General features: G+C 69.0%; 18 protein-coding genes. 6 read left to right on the top strand and 12 right to left on the bottom strand.

The annotated features are described in order from the left end of the window. Positions 1-303: 303 nt before the first annotated feature. The 7 genes from RN02_RS28825 to RN02_RS28795 form a co-directional block, all read right to left on the bottom strand. A complete protein-coding gene (locus tag RN02_RS28825) occupies positions 304-1,053 on the bottom strand; it encodes a FadR/GntR family transcriptional regulator (protein WP_043318666.1) in 750 nt (249 codons plus the stop codon). Between the two features lie 153 nt (positions 1,054-1,206). Continuing rightward, positions 1,207-1,899, bottom strand: coding sequence for a substrate-binding periplasmic protein (locus RN02_RS28820; protein ID WP_043318664.1), 693 nt, complete (start codon positions 1,897-1,899; stop codon positions 1,207-1,209). After that, positions 1,896-3,269 carry a glutamine synthetase family protein gene (locus tag RN02_RS28815; protein ID WP_043318661.1) on the bottom strand — a complete coding sequence of 458 codons (1,374 nt, stop codon included), beginning with the start codon at positions 3,267-3,269 and terminating at the stop codon, positions 1,896-1,898. The genes RN02_RS28820 and RN02_RS28815 overlap by 4 nt, the downstream gene beginning before the upstream one ends. Positions 3,270-3,390: 121 nt before the next feature. Beyond that, positions 3,391-4,113: a glutamine amidotransferase-related protein gene (locus tag RN02_RS28810; RefSeq protein WP_043318659.1), complete on the bottom strand. Its 723-nt coding sequence runs from the start codon at positions 4,111-4,113 to the stop codon at positions 3,391-3,393. 10 nt (positions 4,114-4,123) lie between these two features. Next, positions 4,124-4,564 carry a flavodoxin domain-containing protein gene (locus tag RN02_RS28805; protein ID WP_043318658.1) on the bottom strand — a complete coding sequence of 147 codons (441 nt, stop codon included), beginning with the start codon at positions 4,562-4,564 and terminating at the stop codon, positions 4,124-4,126. Then, entirely contained in the window at positions 4,561-5,841 is a 1,281-nt protein-coding gene (locus tag RN02_RS28800) for an FAD-dependent oxidoreductase (protein WP_043318656.1), read from the bottom strand. The genes RN02_RS28805 and RN02_RS28800 overlap by 4 nt, the downstream gene beginning before the upstream one ends. Next, positions 5,838-7,058, bottom strand: a complete 1,221-nt coding sequence (locus RN02_RS28795; RefSeq protein ID WP_043318654.1) for a cytochrome P450 — start codon at positions 7,056-7,058, stop codon at positions 5,838-5,840. Before RN02_RS28795 ends, RN02_RS28800 begins: the two co-directional genes overlap by 4 nt. Before the next feature lie 284 nt (positions 7,059-7,342). Between RN02_RS28795 and RN02_RS28790 the strand changes: the two genes are divergently transcribed. Further along, the gene (locus RN02_RS28790) at positions 7,343-8,023 is read left to right on the top strand and encodes a type 1 glutamine amidotransferase (protein WP_043318653.1); all 681 of its coding nucleotides are present in this window, start codon (positions 7,343-7,345) and stop codon (positions 8,021-8,023) included. A gap of 831 nt (positions 8,024-8,854) precedes the next feature. Here the strand turns inward: RN02_RS28790 and RN02_RS28785 are convergent. Then, complete coding sequence (locus RN02_RS28785; RefSeq protein ID WP_043318651.1) at positions 8,855-10,348, bottom strand: aldehyde dehydrogenase; 1,494 nt, start codon at positions 10,346-10,348, stop codon at positions 8,855-8,857. Between the two features lie 231 nt (positions 10,349-10,579). Between RN02_RS28785 and RN02_RS28780 the strand changes: the two genes are divergently transcribed. Both RN02_RS28780 and RN02_RS28775 read left to right on the top strand, forming a co-directional pair. After that, positions 10,580-11,257: a YceH family protein gene (locus RN02_RS28780; protein WP_043318649.1), complete on the top strand. Its 678-nt coding sequence runs from the start codon at positions 10,580-10,582 to the stop codon at positions 11,255-11,257. Between the two features lie 97 nt (positions 11,258-11,354). Then, positions 11,355-11,654 (top strand): hypothetical protein, encoded by a 300-nt coding sequence (locus RN02_RS28775; RefSeq protein WP_009613119.1) that lies wholly within the window; start codon positions 11,355-11,357, stop codon positions 11,652-11,654. Positions 11,655-11,673: 19 nt separating this feature from the next. Here the strand turns inward: RN02_RS28775 and RN02_RS28770 are convergent, their stop codons facing one another. From RN02_RS28770 to RN02_RS28760, 4 genes are all read right to left on the bottom strand, one after another. Continuing rightward, on the bottom strand, positions 11,674-13,293 hold the full coding sequence (locus tag RN02_RS28770; protein WP_043318647.1) for an NADP-dependent glyceraldehyde-3-phosphate dehydrogenase: 1,620 nt from the start codon (positions 13,291-13,293) through the stop codon (positions 11,674-11,676). 130 nt (positions 13,294-13,423) lie between these two features. Beyond that, positions 13,424-13,573 (bottom strand): hypothetical protein, encoded by a 150-nt coding sequence (locus tag RN02_RS34080; protein ID WP_162839894.1) that lies wholly within the window; start codon positions 13,571-13,573, stop codon positions 13,424-13,426. Between the two features lie 36 nt (positions 13,574-13,609). Further along, positions 13,610-14,962 carry a GntP family permease gene (locus tag RN02_RS28765; RefSeq protein ID WP_043318645.1) on the bottom strand — a complete coding sequence of 451 codons (1,353 nt, stop codon included), beginning with the start codon at positions 14,960-14,962 and terminating at the stop codon, positions 13,610-13,612. 74 nt (positions 14,963-15,036) lie between these two features. Beyond that, positions 15,037-15,558: a gluconokinase gene (locus tag RN02_RS28760; RefSeq protein ID WP_043318643.1), complete on the bottom strand. Its 522-nt coding sequence runs from the start codon at positions 15,556-15,558 to the stop codon at positions 15,037-15,039. Between the two features lie 204 nt (positions 15,559-15,762). Between RN02_RS28760 and RN02_RS28755 the strand changes: the two genes are divergently transcribed. The 3 genes from RN02_RS28755 (at position 15,763) to RN02_RS28745 (ending at position 21,317) form a co-directional block, all read left to right on the top strand. Beyond that, complete coding sequence (locus RN02_RS28755) at positions 15,763-16,797, top strand: LacI family DNA-binding transcriptional regulator (protein ID WP_043318641.1); 1,035 nt, start codon at positions 15,763-15,765, stop codon at positions 16,795-16,797. Positions 16,798-17,051: 254 nt separating this feature from the next. Beyond that, positions 17,052-19,709, top strand: a complete 2,658-nt coding sequence (locus RN02_RS31795) for a bifunctional diguanylate cyclase/phosphodiesterase (protein WP_052267920.1) — start codon at positions 17,052-17,054, stop codon at positions 19,707-19,709. A 276-nt stretch (positions 19,710-19,985) separates the two neighbouring features. Further along, positions 19,986-21,317: an OprD family porin gene (locus RN02_RS28745; protein ID WP_043318638.1), complete on the top strand. Its 1,332-nt coding sequence runs from the start codon at positions 19,986-19,988 to the stop codon at positions 21,315-21,317. Positions 21,318-21,414 lie beyond the last annotated feature (97 nt).

Genomic DNA, 21,414 nt, shown 5'->3' with positions numbered 1-21,414 from the left:
GGAGCAACTGTCTTGCCGACTGCACCGAGGCGCTTTTCGTAGGATGGGTTGAGCCTTGGCGAAACCCATGCGGCCGCGGCGATGGGTATCGCTTCGCTCAACACCATCCTACGAAAGACGCCGCTAGCCGGTGATGTGGGAGCAACTGTCTTGCCGATTGCACCGAGGTGCTTTTCGTAGGATGGGTTGAGCCTTGGCGAAACCCATGCGGCCAGGCGATGGGTGTCATATTTGCCGGGGGGTAGGAGCGGACCCTGCCCGCGATTCGCGCGCAGGGCGCGCTCCTACATGGGGCCGTTCGGCCTAGGGCGCTTCCTGGGCCAGGAGTTCCAGCTTCATGTCGATCAGGCGCTTGATGCCGCGGTTGACGTGGGCCTCGACCAGGGCGCCGGCCAGGTTCGGGTCGCCAGCGACTATCGCCTCGCGGATCGCCGTGTGCTCCTGCTGGATGGTTTCCACACTGGGCGCGCCGGGCACCGGTAGCCAGAGCAGCTCGCCGATCTCCGCCTGCAGGCGGATTTCCGCGTGGGTCAGGCGCACCGACTGCGAGGCCACCGCTATCTCGATGTGGAAGCGCGCGTCGGCGCGGCGGCGTTCGTGGCGGGTACCGGCCTTGCCCAGTGTCTCTATGTACTGCGCCAGGTGCTGGTGGTGCTCGCGGGAGGCGCGGCGGGCGGCCAGGCGCGCGGCGGTGCCGGAAATGGCGATGTGTTCGTCGCAGAGGTCGCGCAGGTCGATGGTGCTCAGCTCGTCGAGGCGGCTCAAGACGATCTCGGCGGGGATTTCCTCGATGGCGCGGATGAAGCTGCCGCCGTTGCGCCCGCGGCGGGTCTCGATGACGCCGCGCTGGCGCAGGTAGGCCAGGGCTTCGCGGAGGGTCACGGTGGCCACGCCGAACTGCATGGCCAGCTCGGTCTCGCTGGGCAGTTGCTGGCCCTCGGCGAACAGGCCGAGGTCGATGGCGTCCATCAGCCGGCGCACGACCTCTTCGGTGCGGCCTTCCTGGCGCAGGCGGATGAACGGGCCGGGAGCGGTGGGTGAGGTTCCATTCATGCTGCGGTACGGCCGCGGCGTGGAGGGGGCGCCGGAGCCAGAACTCCTGTAAGGGCCGGAGGGGGTGAGGGGCTGGCGCAGTATAACCTCATACTCAGAGTTCAATGTAGAAAGCGGCCGCCCCAAGGGGGCGGCCGATTGCCGCGAGTTGTGTCAGAACGGGTAGGCCAGGCTCGGCATCCACCGTTGCCAGATGCGTTGCAGTTCGCCGTCGGCCTTCAGCGCCGCCAGGGCGCTGTCCACCTCGTCCAGCCACGGCCCCTGGCCGCGCTTCACCGCGATGCCCCAGCGGTTGTGGGTGGGCACGCTGAAGCCGATGGCCAGGTCGGGCTCCTCGGCCAGCGGCACCAGTGCCACGTCGTCGTCCACCAGGGCGTCGATATGGCCTTCGCGCAGGGCCCGGACCATGTCGCCGAGCACGTCGTCGGTGTCGCCGCCGAAGGGCACGGTGACGCAGCCTTCGAAGGTTTCCGCCAGGGCCATGTTGAGGCTGTTGGCGATCGCCCCGACGCGCTTGCCGACCAGGTCCGCCGGGCTGCGCACCAGGCTGCCGCGCAGCACCATCACCGCCTCGTCGAACACCGCGTAGGGCGCGGTGAAGTCGGCGAGGGTCAGGCGGTAGTTGGAGATGCCCTGGCCGCACAGCAGGATGTCGGCATCGCCGGCCTGCAGCGCCGGGTAGAAGTCCGCCCAGTTGCGGTAGACGAACTGCGCTTCGCGGCCCAGGCGTCTGGCCAGGGCGCGGGCGACGTCGGACTCGTAGCCGTGGCGGTAGCCCTCGGCGTCCTTGTGGAACAGCGGCGGGGCCGGCAGGTCGGCGCAGAGAACGCGCAATACGCCGCTCATGGCAGGTAGTCCATGTACATCTTGGCTTCCCACTCGGTGACGACGGAGCAGTAGCGCGCCCACTCGTCGGCCTTGAGGTCGCGGTACAGCTCGGCCATCGCCGGCGGCAGCGCGCCGCGCACCACGGCGTCTTCGTCGAAGGCCTGCACGGCTTCGCCGAGGGTCATCGGCATGCGCACGTTCTCGCGGGCGGCGGGGATGCTGTCGCTGTTGTCCGGGGCGCCCGGGTCGGTGCGGTTGGCCAGGCCGTCGCGGATGCCGGCCAGCAGCAGGGTGTGCGACAGGTAGGGGTTCACGCTGGCGTCGGGCAGCTTGTATTCCAGGCGGCCGTTGGCCGACAGGCGCACGGTGCAGGTCTTGTTGTCCATGCCCCAGTTCAGGCGGTTGGGGGCGAACAGGCCGGCGTCCCAGAAGCGCTTGTAGGAGTTCACGGTGGAGGCCATCACCAGCATCGAGCCGGGGGCGTGGGCCAGCAGGCCACCGAGGGCATGGCGGCCGGTGTCGGTCAGGTGCAGTTCGCGGCGGCCGGCTTCGGCCAGCACGTTCTGCTCGCCGCGCCACAGGCTGAAGTTGTGGTGGCAGCCGCTGCCCATGCTGCCGGTGGTGGGCTTGGGCATGAAGCTGGCGCGCACGCCGAACTCGTTGGCCACCTGGCGGCAGATCAGGCGATAGGTCACCAGACGGTCGGCGGTGAGGTGGCAGTCGTCGAACATCCAGTTCAGTTCGAGCTGGCCCGGGTCCTCGTAGTCGCCCTCGATCATGTCCAGGCCCATGGCGCCGGCGTACTGCATCACGCGCTGGAAGATCGGACGCATGGTCTCCAGGTTGCCCAGGTGGTAGGCCGGGCTGGCGCCGGGGCGCACCTTGACTTCCAGCTTGTCGCCGAACCAGGTCATCTCCGGTTCGCAGCCGGTCTTCAGGCTCAGCCCGGTATCGGCGGTGAAGGCCTTGTGGCTGTCGATCAGCAGGCCGCGGGCGTCGGTGGCGAGCACCTGGCCGGCCACTTCCTGGCGGTGGTCGGGCTCGTACAGACGGCAGAAGAAGCTGCCGATGGACTTGTCCCAGGGCAGCACGTTGAAGCTGCTGACGTCGGGGATGGCGGTGAATTCCGCGGCCTGGGCGCCGCCACCGAGCAGCACGCCGGCGCGGGTGCTCTGCAGGTCGGAGAGCGCGGTGCGGTGGAACTGCACGCCCTTCTCCAGGTTGCGCAGCAGGTGCTTGGCCGGCACCACCTTGGCCAGCACGCGGCCGCTGAGGGTGACCACCTGGTAGTACAGGTATTCCACGCCGGATTCGCGGATGCGCGCGGCGAGGTCCTGGGCGACGGCGGAGCTGGTGTTGTATTCCTTGTGTAGATCGAGCGCTGTCATTTCGGGGTTCTCCTCGGGCAGCGGCAGGCAAGGCACGCTGCGATGGCGGATGAAATTAAATTTGTAAACTGTGTTTATATGTTTTTGAGCGAAGAACGGAACCTCTCTGCGAAGCGCCGGGCTAGGGGATGAACGGGGAACAGACCGGGCGGGCGTGTTCGCGGAAGAAGGCGGCGGCCCAGCGGGCGATCTGCCGGTTGTCCGGGCTCAGCCGCCGCAGCGATTCCCAGGCCCGCGCGGTGACGTCCGCCGGCAGCAGGCCGTTGCCGTAGCGGTCGAGCAGGGCGGCCAGGTAGTCCACGCTGAACTCCGGGTGGAACTGCACCGAGCGCGCCGGGAAGGCGTACTCCAGCACGCCGTGCGGGCAATGCGCGGAACCGCCGGCCACCCGCGCCTGCGGCAGCAGGCTGCTGACCTGGTCCTGGTGGAACACCAGGGTGGCCGCGTCCTCCAGGCCCTCGGCGTCGTACCGGTAGGCCTGGGCGCCGACGCCCCAGCCGACCTCGGCGCGGGTGGTGCGGCCGTCGAAGGCGTCGGCCATGATCTGGTGCCCGAAGCAGATGCCGAACACCGGCCGGCGCAGGCTGCGCAGGCGCCGCAACAGGGCCGTCAGGTGCAGCATCCAGGGGCTGTGTTCGTAGCAGCTATGGCGCGAGCCGGTCAGCAGGTAGCCGTCGAAGGCGGTGGCCTCGGGCAGCGGCTCGCCGCGCACCGCCGAGACGTAGGTGAAGTCCGCCTCGGGCAGCGCCGGGGCCAGCCAGCTTTCGATCATCGCCGGGTAGCTGCCGAAAGCCTCCTGCAGTTCCTCGGGGATCAGGCCGTTCTCGATGATGCACAGGCGCATGGCGTTCTCCTCAGATCTGCCCGAGCAGGCCCTTGGCCCAGGCCAGCGCCGCGTCGCCGGGCAGTTCGCCGCTGGAGGCGTCGTGCTGGCCGTGTTCGCCGACCTGCTGCGCGCCCAGTTCCACCAGGGCGTCGGCGATGATCCGGCTGCCGCGGTTGAAGGTCTCGTAGAAGCTGTCGCCCAGGCCGAAGGTGGCGAAGCGCAGGCCGGCCAGGTCCGGGCGCTGGCCTTGCAGCGCGGCGTGGAAAGGCTGGGCGCTGTTGGGCAGCTCGCCGTCGCCGTAGGTGGAGCAGACGATGACGTGGAAGTCCTGCGGGTTCAGCGTGGCCGGATCGAAGGCGGCCATGTCGCGGACCTGGGTGGGGTAATCGGCGCCCAGGGCGTCGGCGAGGTCGTCGGCGACCATCTCGGCGTTGCCGGTCTCGGTGCCGAAGAGGATGAGGATGTTCATGCGGGATTCTCCTGGGGGCTGCGGGCGATGGCGAGCATGCCGGCGCGGTCGGTGATCTTGCGGCGCACGCGGCCGGGGGCGGCGGCCCGGGTTTCGGCGTGGTCGATGCGCTGCCACTGCGGGTAGCCGACGCCACGTTCGCGCAGCCCGGCGGGCAGGGCGGCGAGGCCGGGGCGGCCGTTGCGCGGCGCGGCCTGCTGGTCGGCGACCATGGCTTCGGCGACCAGGCGGGCGTCCTGGCGGTTCTCCGGGATGGTCCCGCGCGGGCCGCGGCGCAGCCAGCCGACGCAGTACAGGCCGTCGTCCAGGCGGCCACGTTCGAGGTCGGCGCTGGCGCCCAGCAGGGCATCGCGTTGCAGCAGGCCATCGGCCGCCTCTTCGAAGCCGATGGCGCTGACCAGGCTGTCCACCTCCAGGCGCAGTTCGCGGCCGTCGACATGGCGCAGCTCCAGGGCTTCGACGCTTGCGGCGCCGTGGATGGCCTGGGGCGCCCAGCCGAAGCGGAACACCAGTTCGCGGCCCGCTGCCGGCTGCTCCTGCGCGGCCAGCGCGCGCAGCACGTCCAGGCGCGCCTGCTCGGTGGCGTCGGCACAGGGGGCGTCTTGCGGCGGCAGGTCCTCGATGCGGATGCGCACCCCGGCCAGCTTGCCCAGCTCGCGCAGCATCACCGGGTCGAAGCGGGCCTGGGCGGCGGGCGAGCGGCCGAGGATGTCGATGCGCTCCACGCCTTCGGCCAGCAGCGCCTGCAGCGGCGCCTCGGCGATGTCGGAGCCGGCGAAGTCCTCGGCCGACTTGGCCAGCAGGCGCAGCACGTCGACGGCCACGTTGCCATTGCCGACGATGGCCACGCGGCGGCCGAACGTCGGGGCGAAGCCCTGTTCGTCCGGGTGGCCGTTGAACAGCCGGGTGACGCGGCCGGAGCCGTAGACGCCGGGCAACTCGTCGCCGGGAATGCCCAGGCGACGGTCGCCGTACAGGCCGGTGGCGAGCACCACCAGGTCGAAGGCTTCGCGCAATTGCTCCAGCGATAGGTCGCGGCCCACCTCCAGGTTGCCGAGGAATGCCACGCCTTCGCGCTCGAACAGCCGCTCGAACTGCCGGCACACCGCCTTGGTGCCCTGGTGGTCCGGCGCCACGCCGTAGCGCACCAGGCCGAAGGGCGCGGGCAGGCGCTCGAGCAGCACGATCTGCGCGTCCGCCCAGTGCTTGCGCAGGGCCTGGGCCAGGTAGCAGGCCGAGGGCCCGCTGCCGACGATGGCTACGCTGGGCGCGTTCATTTCGCCGGCACCGCGTCGAAACGGATGGGCAGGCGGGTGGCGCCGGTGTTGCCGCTGTCCGGCAGCCACTCGGCCTCGCCGTTGGGCGCCGGGTGCTTCAGGTGCTGGGCGAGCAGGGCCAGGGCCGCGGTCATGTCGCCGCGGGCGATGAAGTGGCCGATGCAGTGGTGCGCGCCGGCGCCGAAGCCGAAGTGCGGCAGGCGCTTGGCGGTGATGTCGAAGCTGGCGTCCTCGAAGGCGTGCGGGTCGCTGCCGGCGGCCTGGCTGAACAGGTGCACGGTGGTGCCCTTGGCGATGTGCAGGCCCTGGTATTCGAAGTCTTCCAGCGCCTCGCGGGTCACCCAGGTCACGGTCGGGCGCACGCGCATCACTTCTTCCACGGCGGCGCGGGCCAGTTCCGCGTCGTTGCCCAGCAGCTCCCATTGCGCGGGGTGCTGGAGGAAGGTGTCCATGGCCAGGCTGAGCTGGTTGCGGGTGGTGTCGATGCCGCCGAAGATCGCCAGGACGATCATGTCGTACAGCTCCTGGTCGCTGAGGGCGTTCTTGTCCTCTTCGTTGGCGCGCACCAGGCTGCTGAGGAAGTCCTCGCCCAGGCCGTTGCGCTTGAGCGCTTCCACCGCCTGGCGGGCATAGCCGAACAGCTTGTCGGTGGCGGCGTTGATGCGCGCCTCGTCGCGCTTGAAGGTGACGCCCAGGGCCAGGCCCATCTCCACCGCCAGGTCGGCCAGGCCCTTCCATTCGCTGATCGGCAGGCCGAGCAGCAGGCAGATCACCTGGGTGGCGTAGGGTTCGGCGAACTCGCTGACGAACTCGCACTCGCCGCGGCCTTCGAACTGCGCGATCAGGTCGCCGGCCAGACGCTGGAAGTTCGGCATCATCTGCTTCACCAGCTTGGGCGCGAAGGCCGGGTTGGCCAGGCGGCGCAGGCGCGAATGGTCGGCGCCCTCCTTGCTCAGCAGCATGCGCATCCACCAGTCGGCGAAGCTGCCGCTGGCGTTGTTGTGCGCGGGCCAGGCGTAGCTGCCCTGGCGCAGGCGCTGGTCGCGCAGCAGCTTGTTCACCTCGTCGTAGCGCAGCACGGCGATGCCATAGGGCGTGCGGGCGAACCAGCTTTGCGCGCGGGCATCCATCACCGCCTGGGAGCGGATGGAGAAGCTCGGGTCGCTGACATCCAGGTAGGGCGCGTCATCGAGGCGGGTAGGGGCGCTGGTGGTCATTCGGACACCTCCGTTCTGGCGCTTGCCGCCAGTGGGCGGTGCGCTGTTGTTGTGATGGGCGATGCCGGGCGGCGCCGCCATCCGCCGTCGGTGGGCGGCGGGGGATGGATTTGAATTTAAAATATGGTTTCATAGTTTTCAACAGGCTTTTTTCGCCTTTCCGTGGCCTTTTAGGTGAGCCGTGGCTGGTCGCGAAAGCGAGAATCCAGGTTTCATGCGGGCTTCAGCGCCGCGGATGAGGCAAATAAAAAATCTGTTTTAAAATCTTTTAAGGAGAAAGCGCCATGAAACCATCCCGTGCCATCGCCGTGTTGCACGACGCCGCCGACGTCGCCGGCTGCCTGCCGGAGCTGTTCGCCGAGCAGGGCATCGACCTGGAACTGCGCTGCGTAGAGCAAGGACTGCCGTCGCCGGAGAGCCTGGAACTGCTGCTGGTGCTGGGCAGCCCCGAGTCGGCCTACGACCACCGCGTGCCCTGGCTGGGCGGCGAACTGGCCTGGCTGAAGGCCGTGCAGGCGCGCGGCGTGCCGACCTGGGGCATCTGCTTCGGCAGCCAACTGCTGGCCCGCGCCCTGGGCGGCGAGGTGTACCGCAACCGCCAGGCCGAGATCGGCTGGACGCCCATCGACACCCCGCAGGCGGACTGGGCGTTCCGTGGTCCCTGGCTGAACTTCCACTTCGATGCCTTCACTCCGCCGCCGGGTGCCACCCTGTTGGGTGCCACTGAGTTGGCGGCCCAGGCCTACCGTCATGGGCGCAGCCTGGGCGTGCAGTTCCACCCGGAGATCGACACAGCGATGTTCGATACCTGGATCGCCTACTGGCGGCGCAGCGAGGAGGGTCGGCGCTTCATGGCCGAGGCGGGGGATTTGCCGGAGCGGATTCGCGCGGAGATTGCCGAGCGGGAGGGGGTGAACAAGGGGAATTGCCGGGCGTTGCTGGGGGATTTTCTGGGGCGGTTGTGATTGGGGGGGCTTGGTGCTTGTTGCTTGTTGTAGGAGCGAGCTTGCTCGCGAACGGAGTCTGCCGGCGGTCGCGGTGTGTGAGGTTGGCTCCGTCCCCTCTCCCTAACCCTCGGCTGCGCGCCCCGCCCTGAAGGGAGAGGGGACCGTTCGGTGTGCTCGGATGTTCTGGCGTTAGCCGGCTACTCCGGAGGTGCCGGCGTGAGCCACATTCCCCCTTGGCACGGACGGCTCCCTCTCCCTCTGGGAGAGGGCTGGGGTGAGGGTGACGGACTTCGACGACGCTCCGGAGCACGGCTGGGCTCCGCTCCCTCACCCTAACCCTCTCCCAGAGGGAGAGGGGACCGTTCGGTGCGCTTGGTTGTGCTGGCGTTAGCCGGTTGCTTCGGAGGTATCGGCGTAAACCATGTTTCCCGGCCGCACGGATAGCCCCCTCTCCCTCTGGGAGAGGGCTGGGGTGAGGGTGACGGACTTCGACGATGCTCCAGAGCACGGCTGGACTTCGTTCCCTCACCCTAACCCTCTCCCAGAGGGAGAGGGGACCGTTCGGTGCGCTTGGCTGTTCTGGAGTTAGCCGGCTACCCCGGAGGAGCCGGCGTAAACCATGTTCCCCGGCGGCACGGACAGCTCCCTCTCCCTTCAGGGCGGGGCGCGCAGCCGAGGGTTGGGGAGAGGGGACGGAGCCAACCCCACACACCACAGCTACCGGCAGGCTCCGTTCGCGAGCAAGCTCGCTCCTACGAAAAGCGCCGTGTCGTCAGCCCCGTAGGATGGGTGGAGCGAAGCGATACCCATCCTACGAAAGGCGCCTCACCGCAGCCGGCAAGCGCCGCCTCAGAGCTTGATCCAAGTCGCCTTCAACTCGGTGTACTTATCGAACGCATGCAGCGACTTGTCCCGACCATTGCCCGACTGCTTGAAGCCGCCGAAGGGCGCGGTCATGTCGCCGCCGTCGTACTGGTTCACCCACACGCTGCCGGCGCGCAGGGCGCGGGCGGTCTGGTGGGCCTTGGTGATGTCGCGGGTCCAGACCGCCGCGCCCAGGCCGTACTGGGTGTCGTTGGCGATGCGGATGGCTTCCTCGGCGCCTTCGAACTCGATCACCGAGAGCACCGGGCCGAAGATTTCCTCGCGGGCGATCTTCATGGCGTTGCTCACGCCGTCGAACAGCGTCGGCTCCACGTAGGTGCCGCCGGTTTCCTCCAGCACCTGGCGGCCGCCGGTCATCAGTTGGGCGCCCTCGGCCTTGCCGGCCTCGATGTAGCCCAGCACCTGCTCCAGCTGGCGGCCGTCCACCAGGGCGCCGACGTTGGTTTCCGGGTCCAGCGGGTGGCCGGCCTTCCAGCCTTTCAGGGCCTCGACCACCATGGGCACGAACTGCGCCTTGATGGACTTCTCCACCAGCAGGCGCGAACCGGCGGTGCAGACCTCACCCTGGTTGAAAGCGATGGCAGCTGCCGCGGCTTCGGCGGCGGCCTGCAGGTCCGGGGCGTCGGCGAAGACGATGTTCGGGCTCTTGCCGCCGGCCTCCAGCCACACGCGCTTCATGTTCGATTCGCCGGCGTAGACCAGCAGTTGCTTGGCGATCCTGGTCGAGCCGGTGAACACCACGGTGTCCACGTCCATGTGCAGCGCCAGGGCCTTGCCGACGGTGTGGCCGTAGCCCGGCAGCACGTTGAGCACGCCCTTGGGCAGGCCGGCGTCCAGCGCCAGCTGGGCGATGCGGATGGCGGTCAGCGGCGAGCGCTCGGACGGCTTGAGGATCACCGAGTTGCCGGTGGCCAGGGCCGGGCCGAGCTTCCAGCTGGCCATCATCAGCGGGAAGTTCCACGGCACTATGGCGGCGACCACGCCCACCGCTTCGCGGGTGACCAGGCCGAGCTGGTCGCGCGGGGTGGCGGCCACCTCGTCGTAGACCTTGTCGATGGCCTCGCCGCTCCAGCGGAGGCTGTCCACCGCGCCGGGCAGGTCGACGTTCAGCGAGTCGCCGATGGGCTTGCCCATGTCCAGGGTTTCCAGCAGCGCCAGTTCCTCGGCGTGCTCCTCCAGCAGCTCGGCGAAGCGCACCAGCACGGCCTTGCGCGCGGCCGGCGCCTGCTGCGACCACGCGCCGGACTCAAAGGCGGCGCGGGCGCTGTGCACGGCGCGCTCGGCGTCGGCGGCGTCACAGCTGGCGACCTTGGCCAGCAGGCGCCCGTCCACCGGGCTGATGCAGTCGAAGGTGGTGCCGTCGGCGGCATCGCGGTACTGGCCGTCGATGAAGGCGCGGCCTTCGATGCGCAGTTGGCTGGCGCGGGCTTCCCAGTCGGCTCGGGTCGCTTGGGTCATGGTGGGGTCGCTCCTGATCGTTGTTGTGGTGTGGGTGGCCGCCGGGGAGGCGAGCCGAATAATACATATGAGACCATATCTTAAGCCCTCGCCAGTGCCAATAGTCGCCTGCGAAGCGCTATCGGTCAGCCGCCTGCAGGCCGACCCGGCATGAGGCGTGACGCCATGGAGGGTGCCAAAGCCGACGGACGCGGCTAGGCTAAGGGCCTCGACGCGACCCCTGGAAACAACATGAACGAAGAATCCACAAGCCTGCCCGAGCGTGAGCCCCTCAGCGCGGTGGACATCCGCGTGCTCGGCAGCCTGATCGAGAAGCAGCTGACCACGCCGGAAACCTATCCGCTGACGCTCAATGCCCTGGTCACCGCCTGCAACCAGAAGACCAGCCGCGAGCCGGTGATGGACCTCAACCCCGGCCAGGTCGGCCAGGCCCTGCGCAGGCTGGAGGGCCTGGAGATGGTGCGCCTGGTGATGGGCAGCCGCGCCGACCGCTGGGAGCAGCGCCTGGACAAGGCGCTGGAGCTGGTCAAGCCGCAGTGGGTGCTGCTCGGCCTGCTGTTCCTGCGCGGCCCGCAGACGCTCAACGAGCTGCTCACCCGCAGCATGCGCATGCACGATTTCGACGACACCGAGGAAGTCCGCCACCAGCTGGAACGCCTGGCCGCCCGCGGCTTCGCCGTGCAGCTGGAACGCCAGAGCGGCCAGCGCGAGGACCGCTACATGCACCTGCTGGGCAGCGCCGCCGACCGCGAGGCCGCCATCGCCGCCAGCGGCCGTGGCGCTTCGGCGCCGCGCGGCGAGCACAGCGTGCAGGACGAGGCGCGCATCCTCGAACTGGAGGCCCGCATGGCTGCCCTGGAGGAACGCCTGGCGCGCCTGGAACAGGACCGCGACAACGGTCTGGACTGAAACCAACGATGGCCATGGAAACGGCCGGATAAGCATTCTTTAAGAATTCGTCCGCATAGTGCCAGGACCGTTTTCATGGCTGCACAGGGGAGCTTCCATGGGGCCCAGACTTACGCAGGCGCTGCTGGTGTCGGTGCTGTGCCAACTGTCCGAAAGCCAGCCGCGCTCGCTCGCCGAGTTGAGCGGGCAGCGCGAGAACAACCTGCTGGCGATCCGCGAGCTGTTCCGCCAGGGGCGCATCACCGGCGTGCTGCGTGACGACCCCTTTGGCGCCGAGGACGCCCAGGGCCCGCTGCTCTGCGATGCCGAGCGGCTGCGCCTGCGCCGCTCCTACGCGCTGCAGATGGAGGAACTGAACGAGCAGGCGCCGCCGACCGAGACACTGATCCGTATCTAGGGCGGCGCCTGCGCAGGCTTCAGAAGATGTAGTCGGTGGTCAGGAAGTTCGACTCGCGGCCCTGGATGATCTCGCTGATCAGCGCCTTGTTGGCGGCATTGAAGCGCGTCGCCACCAGGGTGCGGATGGAGAAGGTGCGTAGCGCGTCGTGCACCGACAGGGTGCCCTCGGCGGAGTTCTTGCGGCCGTTGAACGGGTAGCTGTCCGGGCCGCGCTGGCACTGGGCGTTGATATTGATGCGGCCGACCTGGTTGGCGAAGGCATCCACCAGCCGGCCGACCTGCCCAGGGTCGCTGCCGAACAGGCTCAGCTGCTGGCCGTAGTCGGACTGCAGCACGTAGTCGATCACTTCCTCCAGCTCGCGGTACGGCACCACCGGCACCAGCGGGCCGAACTGCTCCTCGTGGTACAGGCGCATCCGTGCCGTCACCGGGCTGAGCAGCGCCGGGTAGAAGAAGCTCTCGCGGGACTGGCCGCCGCCGGCGTTGATCACCTTGGCGCCTTTCTCCAGGGCGTCTTCCAGCAGGCCTTTGAGGTAGTCCACCTTGCCCGGCTCGGGCAGCGGCGTCAGCGCCACGCCCGGCTCCCAGGGCATGCCCGGCTTGAGCTGGGCCAGGCGTGCGCTGAACTTGTCGAGGAAGCCCTGCAGCACGCTTTCGTGGACGAACAGGATCTTCAGCGCGGTGCAGCGCTGGCCGTTGAACGACAGCGCGCCGGTGATGGCTTCTTCCACGGCGTTGTCCAGGTCCACCTGCGGCAGGACGATGCCGGGGTTCTTCGCGTCCAGGCCCAGGGCCGCGCGCAGGCGGTGCGGGCGCGGGTGCAGGCGCTTGAGGTCGGCGGCGCCCTTGTGGGTGCCGATGAAGGCGAACACGTCGACCTTGCCGCTGGCCATCAGCGCCGAGACGGTCTCGCGGCCGCGGCCGTAGATGATGTTGATCACCCCCGGCGGGAAGCTGTCGCGGAAGGCCTCCAGCAGCGGGCGCATCAGCAGCACGCCGAACTTGGCCGGCTTGAAGACCACGGTGTTGCCCATGATCAGCGCCGGGATCAGCGTGGTGAAGGTCTCGTTCAGCGGGTAGTTGTACGGGCCCATGCACAGCGCCACGCCCAGCGGTACGCGGCGGATCTGGCCGAGGGTGCCCTGTTCCAGCTCGAAGCGGCTGGAGCGGCGGTCCAGGTCCTTGAGCGCGTCTATGGTGTCGACGATGTAGTCGCAGGTGCGGTCGAATTCCTTCTCCGAATCCTTGAGGTTCTTGCCGATCTCCCACATCAGCAGGCGCACCACCGCCTCGCGCTGCTCGCGCATGCGCGCCAGGAAGGTCTCCACGTGCTGGATGCGCTCGGCCACCCGCAGGTTGGGCCACAGGCCCTGGCCGTTGTCGTAGGCGGCCACGGCGGCGTCGAGGGCGGCCAGCGCGGCGTCGGCGTCCAGCAGCGGGGTGCTGCCGAGGATCACCTGGCGCTCGCCCTCGACGGTCTTCAGGAAGATCGGGCTGCGCACCGGCGCCAGCGGGCCGTCCCAGCGGCGCAGTTGGCCGTTCACCAGGTAGTCGCGTTGCTCGACCGGGGCGTCGGGGCGCCAGGCCTCGGGGATGTCGTCGATGGCGGGGAACAGGGTGTCGAGGTTGTGGCTCATGGTTCCTCCCTCAGGAACGGGCGCCGCTGGGGCAGAAGGGAAGGGCGCCCGGAATGTTGTTTTTAGCCTGGATCGGCCTGAAGGTGAATCGTTTCAGCCTGCGTTCGTCGGAAAGCCCGGCGAGGGGCTTTCAGCGGGCGCGGCCGGACGGCCGGGGCGCGGCTGGCGCCCGGGCCTCGCCGAGCAGCTCCTGCTGCTCGGCATAGCGCTCGCGCACGTCGAAGTCGCGCGGCCAGTCGTTGGCGGGGGAGGGCTTGGGGTCGCGGGCTTGGGTGGACATCGGCGGTACTCCTTTCACGGGGGAAGCCGGTGGTCCTCAGACCACCAGCGAAAGCAGCAGGATGAACACCAGGCCGACCACGGAGAGGATGGTCTCCATGGCCGTCCAGGTCTTGAAGGTCTCGGCGACGCTCATGTTGAAGTACTGCTTGACCAGCCAGAACCCGGCGTCGTTGACGTGGGAGAGGATCAGCGAGCCGGCGCCGGTGGCCAGCACCAGCAGCTCGCGGTTGACCCCCGGGATCATGCCCACCACCGGCACCACGATGCCGGCGCCGGTGATGGTGGCGACCGTGGCGGAACCGGTGGCCACGCGGATCACCGCCGCCACCAGCCAGGCCAGCAGGATCGGCGAAATCTGCGCGTGCACGGCCAGGTGGCCGATCACGTCGCCCACGCCGCTGGCCACCAGCATCTGCTTGAAGCCGCCGCCGGCGCCGATGATCATCACGATGGCCGCGGTGGGCGCCAGGCTCTGGTCGAGCAGCTTGAGAATCTGCTGCGAGCCGAAGCCGCGGGCGTAGCCGAAGGTGTACAGGGCCAGCAGCAGCGCCAGCAGCAGGGCGGTGATCGGGTGGCCGATCATGTCCATCCAGGCGCGGAAGGCGTGGCCGTCGGGCAGCAGCACGTCGGCGAAGGTCTTCAGCAGCATCAGGAACACCGGCAGCAGCACGGTCAGCAGGGTGATGCCGAAGCTGGGCAGGTTGCTGGTCTCCGGCTCATGGGCGATCTGCGCCACCAGCTCCTCGGACGGGCTGCCGGGGATCACCCGGGCGATCCAGGCGCCGAACAGCGGGCCGGCGATGGCCGCGGTGGGCAGCGCGACGATCAGGCCGTAGAGGATGGTCTTGCCGATGTCGGCGCCGAACACGCCGATGGCCAGCAGCGGCCCCGGGTGCGGCGGCACCAACCCGTGCACCGCGGAAAGCCCGGCCAGCAGCGGGATGCCGATCTTGATCAGCGACACGCCGCTGCGCCGCGCGACGATGAACACCAGCGGGATCAGCAGGATGAAGCCGATCTCGAAGAACAGCGGGATGCCCACCAGGAACGCCGCCAGCATCATCGCCCAGTGCACCTTGCGCTCGCCGAAGGCGTCGATCAGGGTGCGGGCGATCTGATCGGCGCCGCCGGACTCGGCCATCAGCTTGCCGAGCATGGTGCCCAGGGCGAGGATCACCCCGACGAAGCCGAGCACCCCGCCGAAGCCGTCCTGGAAGGCCTTGACGATCTGCGCCACGGGCATGCCCGAGGTCAGGCCGAGGAAGCCGGCGGCGATGATCAGGGCGAGGAAGGGGTGGATCCTGAAGCGGGTGATCAGCAGGATCAGGCCGATGATGGTGACCAGCGCATCCAGCAGCAGGTAGGTGTCGTGGGACAGACCGAACATGGCGGGGCTCCCTTGTCTTTGTTTTTACGGGCGTTTTGGGATAGCGCTGTCTTCAGCGCGCGGCAAAAAACGGTTCAGGCCGGCTCGTGGGCGCGCCACCAGGCCAGGGCCTGCTCGACGATGCGCTCCACCGGCAGGGTGGCATCGACGGCGAGGGTCAGCGGTTCGTCGTGGGGCGGCTCCAGGGCGGCGAACTGGCTGTCCACCAGGGTAGCCGGCATGAAGTGCCCGGGGCGCTCGGCGACGCGGCGCGCGGCTTCCTCGCGGGGCAGTTCGAGGAACACCACGCCCAGGCCCGGCACGGCCTCGCGCAGGCGTTCGCGGTAGGCCAGCTTGAGCGCCGAGCAGGTCAGCACCGGGCGCTGGCCGGCGGCCACGGCCTGGCGCAGCAGCTCGGCCAGGGCGGCCAGCCAGCCGGCGCGGTCGTCGTCGGTCAGGGGGATGCCGGCGCTCATCTTGCGGATGTTCTCGGCCGGGTGGAAGGTGTCGCCTTCGATCTCGTGGGCGCCGCTGGCGCGGCACAGCGCCTGGCTGACGCTGGTCTTCCCGCAACCGGAGACACCCATGATGAGCAGGGCGTGGATGGGGGGGAGCATATCGCACCTCGGTGGGGAGACAGCGCTGTCTTTAAAAGTCGAAGCCAAAAGCATGGGGCTGCCTCCGCTTTCTTGTCATTCTAGTGTTTGCGTATGGTCTCCGCGGTTTTTTCGCCGCAGCGCGATCCGGGGCTTTCAGGCAATTGCCGGGTTCGCGAGACAGCGCTACCTTAGTGCCTCGATTTTCGTTTGGCAAGCCAGCCGATGTCCTCGCAGAAGAAGAACGACAAGCACTCCCGCGCCAGCGGCCGCCCCACCCTGAACGAAGTGGCGCAGCGCGCCGGCGTCAGCCCCATCACCGCCTCCCGCGCCCTGCGCGGCGTCAGCAGCGTCGCCGAGGCGCTGGTGCTGAAGGTCCGCGAGGCCGCCGCCGAGCTGGGCTACGTGGCCAACCCCGCGGCGCGGGCGCTGGCCTCGGCGCAGAGCCACAGCGTGGTGGTGCTGGTGCCGTCGCTGTCCAACCAGCTGTTCGTCGACACCCTGGAGGCCATCCACGGCGTGCTGCGGCCCCAGGGCCTGGAAGTGCTGATCGGCAACTTCCACTACTCGCGCGACGAAGAGGAAGACCTGATCCGCAACTACCTGGCCTACCAGCCCCGCGGCCTGCTGCTCACCGGCTTCGAGCGCACCGAGAGCGCGCGACGGATGGTCGAGGCCAGCGGCGTGCCCTGCGTCTACATGATGGACCTGGACCACAGCCCCGGTCTGCACTGCGTGGGCTTCTCGCAGATCGCCGCGGGCATGGCCGCCGCCGAGCACCTGCTGGCCGGCGGGCGCAAGCGCCTGGCCTACGTCGGCGCGCAGCTGGACCAGCGCACCCTGCTGCGCGGCGAGGGTTTCCGCCGCGCCCTGCAGAAGGCCGGCTGCTACGACCCGGCGCTGGAGATGCTGACGCCGCGGCCGTCCTCGGTGGGCCTGGGCGGCGAACTGTTCCGCCAACTGCTGGCCGCGCGGCCGGACGTGGAAGGCATCTTCTTCGGCAACGACGACCTGGCCCAGGGCGCCCTGCTGGAGGCGCTGCGCCAGGGCATCGAAGTGCCGCGGCAGGTCGCCGTGGTCGGCTTCAACGACCTGCCCAGCTCGGCCTACATGGTGCCGCGCCTGTCCAGCATCCGTACCCCGCGCGAGGCCATCGGCCGCCGCGCCGCCGAGACGCTGCTGGCGCTGATCGCCGGGCGGCCGATCGCCGAGCCGGTGCAGGACCTGGGCTTCGAACTGATGGTGCGCGAGAGCAGTTGAAACATGCACAGGGTATTTCTGCCGATCTCGCTGCGTCCGCTGCCGCCGCGCTTCATTTCCCAGGCCTTGCGGTCGCCCTGTTTCACGGCCGGCGGGGCGCGTTGCAGAGCGCCCCGCCCATCGTTCGACGGCCGGTACTGGGGAATGCCGCCGGTCTGCCGATAAGCACCGGTATCCTCCCGGTGGTTGATCGGATGATGGCTAAGTGACATAACCGGGTTCGACACTCTCGCTGCAGTCACAGACGGATCTACATGACCAGCAATTTCGATGTCTTCACCCACGCCCGGGGAGGCTCGCGCCGGCAACGCATCGGCGTGCTCTTCTATGCCGGCGTGCTGCTGGTCCTCACCCTGCTGGTCGGGCTGAGCGGCTGGAGCGTGTACCGCGACTACCGCAGCAGCACCGACCAGGTGCGGCAGAACCTCTCGGCGCTGGCCCGCTCGCTGGAGGGCTACATCAGCGCGCTGCTGTTGCAGAGCTACGGCAGCATCTACGCGGTGTCGGAAGACCTGCAGGGCCTGGGCGAGGTCGCCGACGCCGGCCAGGTGCGCGGGAAGCTGGCGCAGGCGATGCGCTACGACCCGGTGTCGACCTACCTGTTCGTGCTCCGCGACGGCCACCTCTACGCCGTGGACGGCCACGGCCAGCCGGCCGAGGAGCACCTGCGCCCGCTGCTCGCCCTGGGCGACCTGCCGGCCAGCGAGCGCCCGGCCTTCGGCCACACGCTGCGCGGCCCCAACGGCGCCTTCCTGCTGCCGATGTACGTCGGTCAGCGCGGCGCCGACGGCCGCACCCAGCGCGTCGGCGCGCTGATCGACACCGACCGCGTCGGCGACCTGCTGCGCCGCCTGGGCCTGGCCGAGCACATGAACGCCGGCATGTTCGACAACCTCGGCACCGTGCTCTACCGCACCCCCGACACCCTGAATTCCGTCGGCCGCCGCCTGCCGGAGTGGTCGCCGCTGTTCCCGCGCCTGGGCCGCCCGGACTTCGCCCTGGTCGAGGGCCGCAGCATCAGCGGCGAGCCGTCGCTGTTCGCCGACGCGCCCTCGGCGAGCTTCCCGATCCACGCGGTGGTCGGCCAGGCCTCGGCCAGCTACCTGCTGCCCTGGCTCAAGCGCGCCGGCTTCAGCGCGGTGCTGCTGGCCATCTGCGCCCTGGCCCTGGGCCTTTCCGCCTGGCAGCTGCGCCGGCTGATCGGCGAGATCAGCCAGAACGGCCGCTTCTACCGCCAACTGTTCACCAACATCAACGACGGCGTGCTGCTGATCGGCGTGGACGGCCGGGTGCGCGCCACCAACGAACGCGCCGCGAGCATGTTCGGCGTCGACTCGCCGGAGCGCCTGATCGGCCTGCTGCCCTCGGAGCTGTCGCCGGAGCGCCAGCCGGACGGGCGCCTGTCGCTGGTGGCCAGCCGCGCCAACCTGGAAGGGCTGCTCAGCGGCGAGTTGCGCGAGGTGGACAGCGAGTGGCAGTTCCTGCGCCGCGACACCCGCCTGCCGTTCGACTGCGAGGCCCACGTCACGCGCTTCAGCTGGCAGCAGAACGCCCTGTTGCTGGTGGTGCTGCACGACATCACCGAACGCAAGCGCTACCTCGCCGAGCAGGAATACCTGGCCAACCACGATTCGCTCACCGGCCTGCCCAACCGCTACTGGCTGGGCCGCCACATCGAGCAGCGCATCGCCCGCGGCGGCGGGCGCTTCGCCATCCTGCTGCTGGACATGAACCGCTTCAAGGAAGTCAACGACACCCTCGGCCACCAGCACGGCGACAGCGTGCTGCAGCAGGTGGGCGCGCGCCTGGGCGCCTGGCTGCGCACCCAGGAGGCCGGCATCGCCCGCCTGGGCGGCGACGAGATGGCGGTGATCACCCGCGAGCTGGACGACGAGCGCGGCGTGCCCGGGCTGTGCCAGGGCATCGCCCGGGTGCTGCGCCAGCCGCTGTCCGCCGGCGGCATCCAGCTGGAGCTGTCGGCCAGCATTGGCGTGGCCCTCTACCCGGACCACGGCGACACCCCCGGCGACCTGCTGCGCTGCGCCGACATCGCCATGTACCAGGCCAAGCACGGGCGCCGCGACTTCCTCCTCTACCAGCGCTGCGACGACACCTACACCCCCGAGCGCCTGGCCTTGCACACCGGGCTGGGGCGGGCCATCCGCGAGGGCGGGCTGCAGCTGCACTACCAGCCCAAGGTGAGCCTGGCCGACGGCCAGGTGATCGGCTTCGAGGCCCTGCTGCGCTGGGAGCACCCCGAGCGCGGCATGATCCCGCCCGGCGAATTCATCCCCATGGCCGAGTCCACCGAGCTGATCCACCCGCTCACCCGCTGGGTGCTGGACGAGGCCCTGCGCCAGCTGCGCGCCTGGAGCGAGCACGGCCTGGAAACCTGCATGGCGGTGAACATCAGCGCCAACAACCTGCGCAACCCGCACTTCGTCAGCGAACTGCAGGGCCTGCTGGCCCGCCACGGCATCGCCGGCTCCCTGGTCGAGCTGGAAGTCACCGAAGGCACCCTGCTGGAAGACCCGGAGATGGCCCTGCGCAGCCTGCAGGCGATCCGCGACCTGGGGGTGACGCTGTCGATCGACGACTTCGGCACCGGCTACTCCTCCCTGGCCTACCTCAAGCGCCTGCCGGTGCAGGTGCTGAAGATCGACCGCACCTTCGTCTCCGGCATGGCCGACAACTTCTCCGACGCCATGATCGTGCAGTCGACCATCGCCCTCGGGCACAACTTCGGCATGCAGGTGGTGGCCGAAGGCGTGGAGGACGCGGCCACGGCCACCGCCCTGGCGCGGCTGGGCTGCGACATCGCCCAGGGCTACCACTTCGGCCGCCCCATGGGCGCCGCCCAGGTGATGGACTGGCGCCTGCAGCGCCAGCTGGAAGCCCTCGGCCTGAGCTGAGGCGCGCCGCGTGGCAAGCGGACAAGGTCGGGTAATTGTTACGTATTTGTTAAAAGACCTTTGTCCATATCCGGATTCAAATAGCGCTTCGATCCGGCATCATGTCCCCACTCCGCCAGGGGAATAGAGCGGGGCTCGGAAGTACTTCCACTACAGAAACTTACGTTCGCTCGACCATGACTGTTACGCATGGCCGAACATTTGTTCCTGCCTACAAGAAAAGTCGGCCATCACGCTTACCACTGGCCGGCACTCCAAGACTCAAGGGGCAACTCCATGAAGCACCTCAAACGCAGCATGCTCGTGCTCGCCGTTTCCACCGCCGCCATGCAACTGGCCCAGGCCGAACCCTTCGTCAGCGACCAGGCCGACGCCAAGGGCTTCCTCGAGGACAGCCACCTCGACCTGCTGCTGCGCAACTTCTACTACGACCACGACGGCAAGAACGGCGCCGACGACCAGCGCGACTGGACCCAGGGCATCTTCGCCACCTACAGCTCCGGCTACACCCAGGGCACCGTCGGCTTCGGCGTCGACGCCTTCGGCTACCTGGGCATCAAGCTCGACGGCGGCTCCGGCACCGCCGACAGCGGCAACCTTCCGGTGGACCGCCACGGCAACCCCGAGGACGACTACGGCAAGGCCGGCGGCGCGCTGAAGGTGCGCATCTCCAGGACCGAGCTGAAATTCGGCGACATGCAGCCCACCGCCCCGGTCTTCGCCGCCGGCGGCACCCGCCTGATGCCGCAGACCGCCAAGGGCTTCGCGCTGATGAGCAGCGAGCTGCAGGGCCTGGACCTGGAAGCCGGCCACTACACCGCCGGCACCAGCCCGGTGACCACCAGCCACACCGGCGGCATCTGGGCCACCTACGCCAACGTCGAGGCCGACAGCGCCGACTTCGTCGGCGGCCGCTACGCCATCACCCCGGACCTGAGCGTGTCGCTCTACGCCGCCGAGCTGGAAGACATCTGGCGCCAGTACTACGGCAACGCCAGCTACAGCCTGGCGCTGGGCGGCGACCAGTCGCTGGGCTTCGACTTCAACATCTACCGCACCAACGACTACGGCCAGGCCAAGGCCGGGCGCATCGACAACACCGCCTGGTCGTTCGCCACCGCCTACTCCTTCCTGCAGGCGCACACCCTGACCCTGGCCTTCCAGAAGGTGCAGGGCGACACCCCGTTCGACTACGTGGGCTTCGGCGACAACGGCGCGGGCGCCGCCGGCGACTCCATCTTCCTGGCCAACTCGGTGCAGTACTCCGACTTCAACGGCCCGGGCGAGCGCAGCTGGCAGGCCCGCTACGACCTGGCGATGGACACCTACGGCGTGCCCGGCCTGAGCTTCATGGCCCGCTACATCAACGGCACCAACATCAACGGCGAGCACATGGCCGCCGACAGCCCGTACCGCGACTACGAATACGGCCGCGACGGCAGCCACCACGAAACCGACCTGGAAGCCAAGTACGTGGTCCAGTCCGGCCCGGCCAAGGACCTGTCCTTGCGCCTGCGCCAGGCCTTCCACCGCGGCAACGCCGACCAGGCCGAGGACGACAACAACGAACTGCGGCTGATCGTCGACTACCCGCTGTCGATCCTCTGAAGCGCCTCTTTCTTGGGGAAGTTGCCGCGCGATGAGCGCAGCTTCCCCAAGAGTTCCCCGCAGATTGTTACGTTTTCGCTGAAGGTGTTTCCCAGGA

Source organism: Pseudomonas sp. PI1 (assembly GCF_000812405.1).
Taxonomy (GTDB): Bacteria; Pseudomonadota; Gammaproteobacteria; order Pseudomonadales; family Pseudomonadaceae; genus Pseudomonas; species Pseudomonas citronellolis.
The sequence above is the reverse complement of the archived record's forward strand: the minus strand, read 5'-3'. Positions and strand labels throughout refer to the sequence as shown.

Bases quoted from the DNA above. Each gene is read 5' to 3' on its own strand.
- RN02_RS28755 (WP_043318641.1), top strand. From the start codon at position 15,763: ATGTCCTCGCAGAAGAAGAACGACAAGCACTCCCGCGCCAGCGGCCGC.
- RN02_RS31795 (WP_052267920.1), top strand. From the start codon at position 17,052: ATGACCAGCAATTTCGATGTCTTCACCCACGCCCGGGGAGGCTCGCGC.
- RN02_RS28810 (WP_043318659.1), bottom strand. From the start codon at position 4,113: ATGCGCCTGTGCATCATCGAGAACGGCCTGATCCCCGAGGAACTGCAG.
- RN02_RS28800 (WP_043318656.1), bottom strand. From the start codon at position 5,841: ATGAACGCGCCCAGCGTAGCCATCGTCGGCAGCGGGCCCTCGGCCTGC.
- RN02_RS28825 (WP_043318666.1), bottom strand. From the start codon at position 1,053: ATGAATGGAACCTCACCCACCGCTCCCGGCCCGTTCATCCGCCTGCGC.
- RN02_RS28820 (WP_043318664.1), bottom strand. From the start codon at position 1,899: ATGAGCGGCGTATTGCGCGTTCTCTGCGCCGACCTGCCGGCCCCGCCG.
- RN02_RS28785 (WP_043318651.1), bottom strand. From the start codon at position 10,348: ATGACCCAAGCGACCCGAGCCGACTGGGAAGCCCGCGCCAGCCAACTG.
- RN02_RS28760 (WP_043318643.1), bottom strand. From the start codon at position 15,558: ATGCTCCCCCCCATCCACGCCCTGCTCATCATGGGTGTCTCCGGTTGC.
- RN02_RS28790 (WP_043318653.1), top strand. From the start codon at position 7,343: ATGAAACCATCCCGTGCCATCGCCGTGTTGCACGACGCCGCCGACGTC.
- RN02_RS28780 (WP_043318649.1), top strand. From the start codon at position 10,580: ATGAACGAAGAATCCACAAGCCTGCCCGAGCGTGAGCCCCTCAGCGCG.
- RN02_RS28795 (WP_043318654.1), bottom strand. From the start codon at position 7,058: ATGACCACCAGCGCCCCTACCCGCCTCGATGACGCGCCCTACCTGGAT.
- RN02_RS28805 (WP_043318658.1), bottom strand. From the start codon at position 4,564: ATGAACATCCTCATCCTCTTCGGCACCGAGACCGGCAACGCCGAGATG.
- RN02_RS28765 (WP_043318645.1), bottom strand. From the start codon at position 14,962: ATGTTCGGTCTGTCCCACGACACCTACCTGCTGCTGGATGCGCTGGTC.
- RN02_RS34080 (WP_162839894.1), bottom strand. From the start codon at position 13,573: ATGTCCACCCAAGCCCGCGACCCCAAGCCCTCCCCCGCCAACGACTGG.
- RN02_RS28745 (WP_043318638.1), top strand. From the start codon at position 19,986: ATGAAGCACCTCAAACGCAGCATGCTCGTGCTCGCCGTTTCCACCGCC.
- RN02_RS28770 (WP_043318647.1), bottom strand. From the start codon at position 13,293: ATGAGCCACAACCTCGACACCCTGTTCCCCGCCATCGACGACATCCCC.
- RN02_RS28815 (WP_043318661.1), bottom strand. From the start codon at position 3,269: ATGACAGCGCTCGATCTACACAAGGAATACAACACCAGCTCCGCCGTC.
- RN02_RS28775 (WP_009613119.1), top strand. From the start codon at position 11,355: ATGGGGCCCAGACTTACGCAGGCGCTGCTGGTGTCGGTGCTGTGCCAA.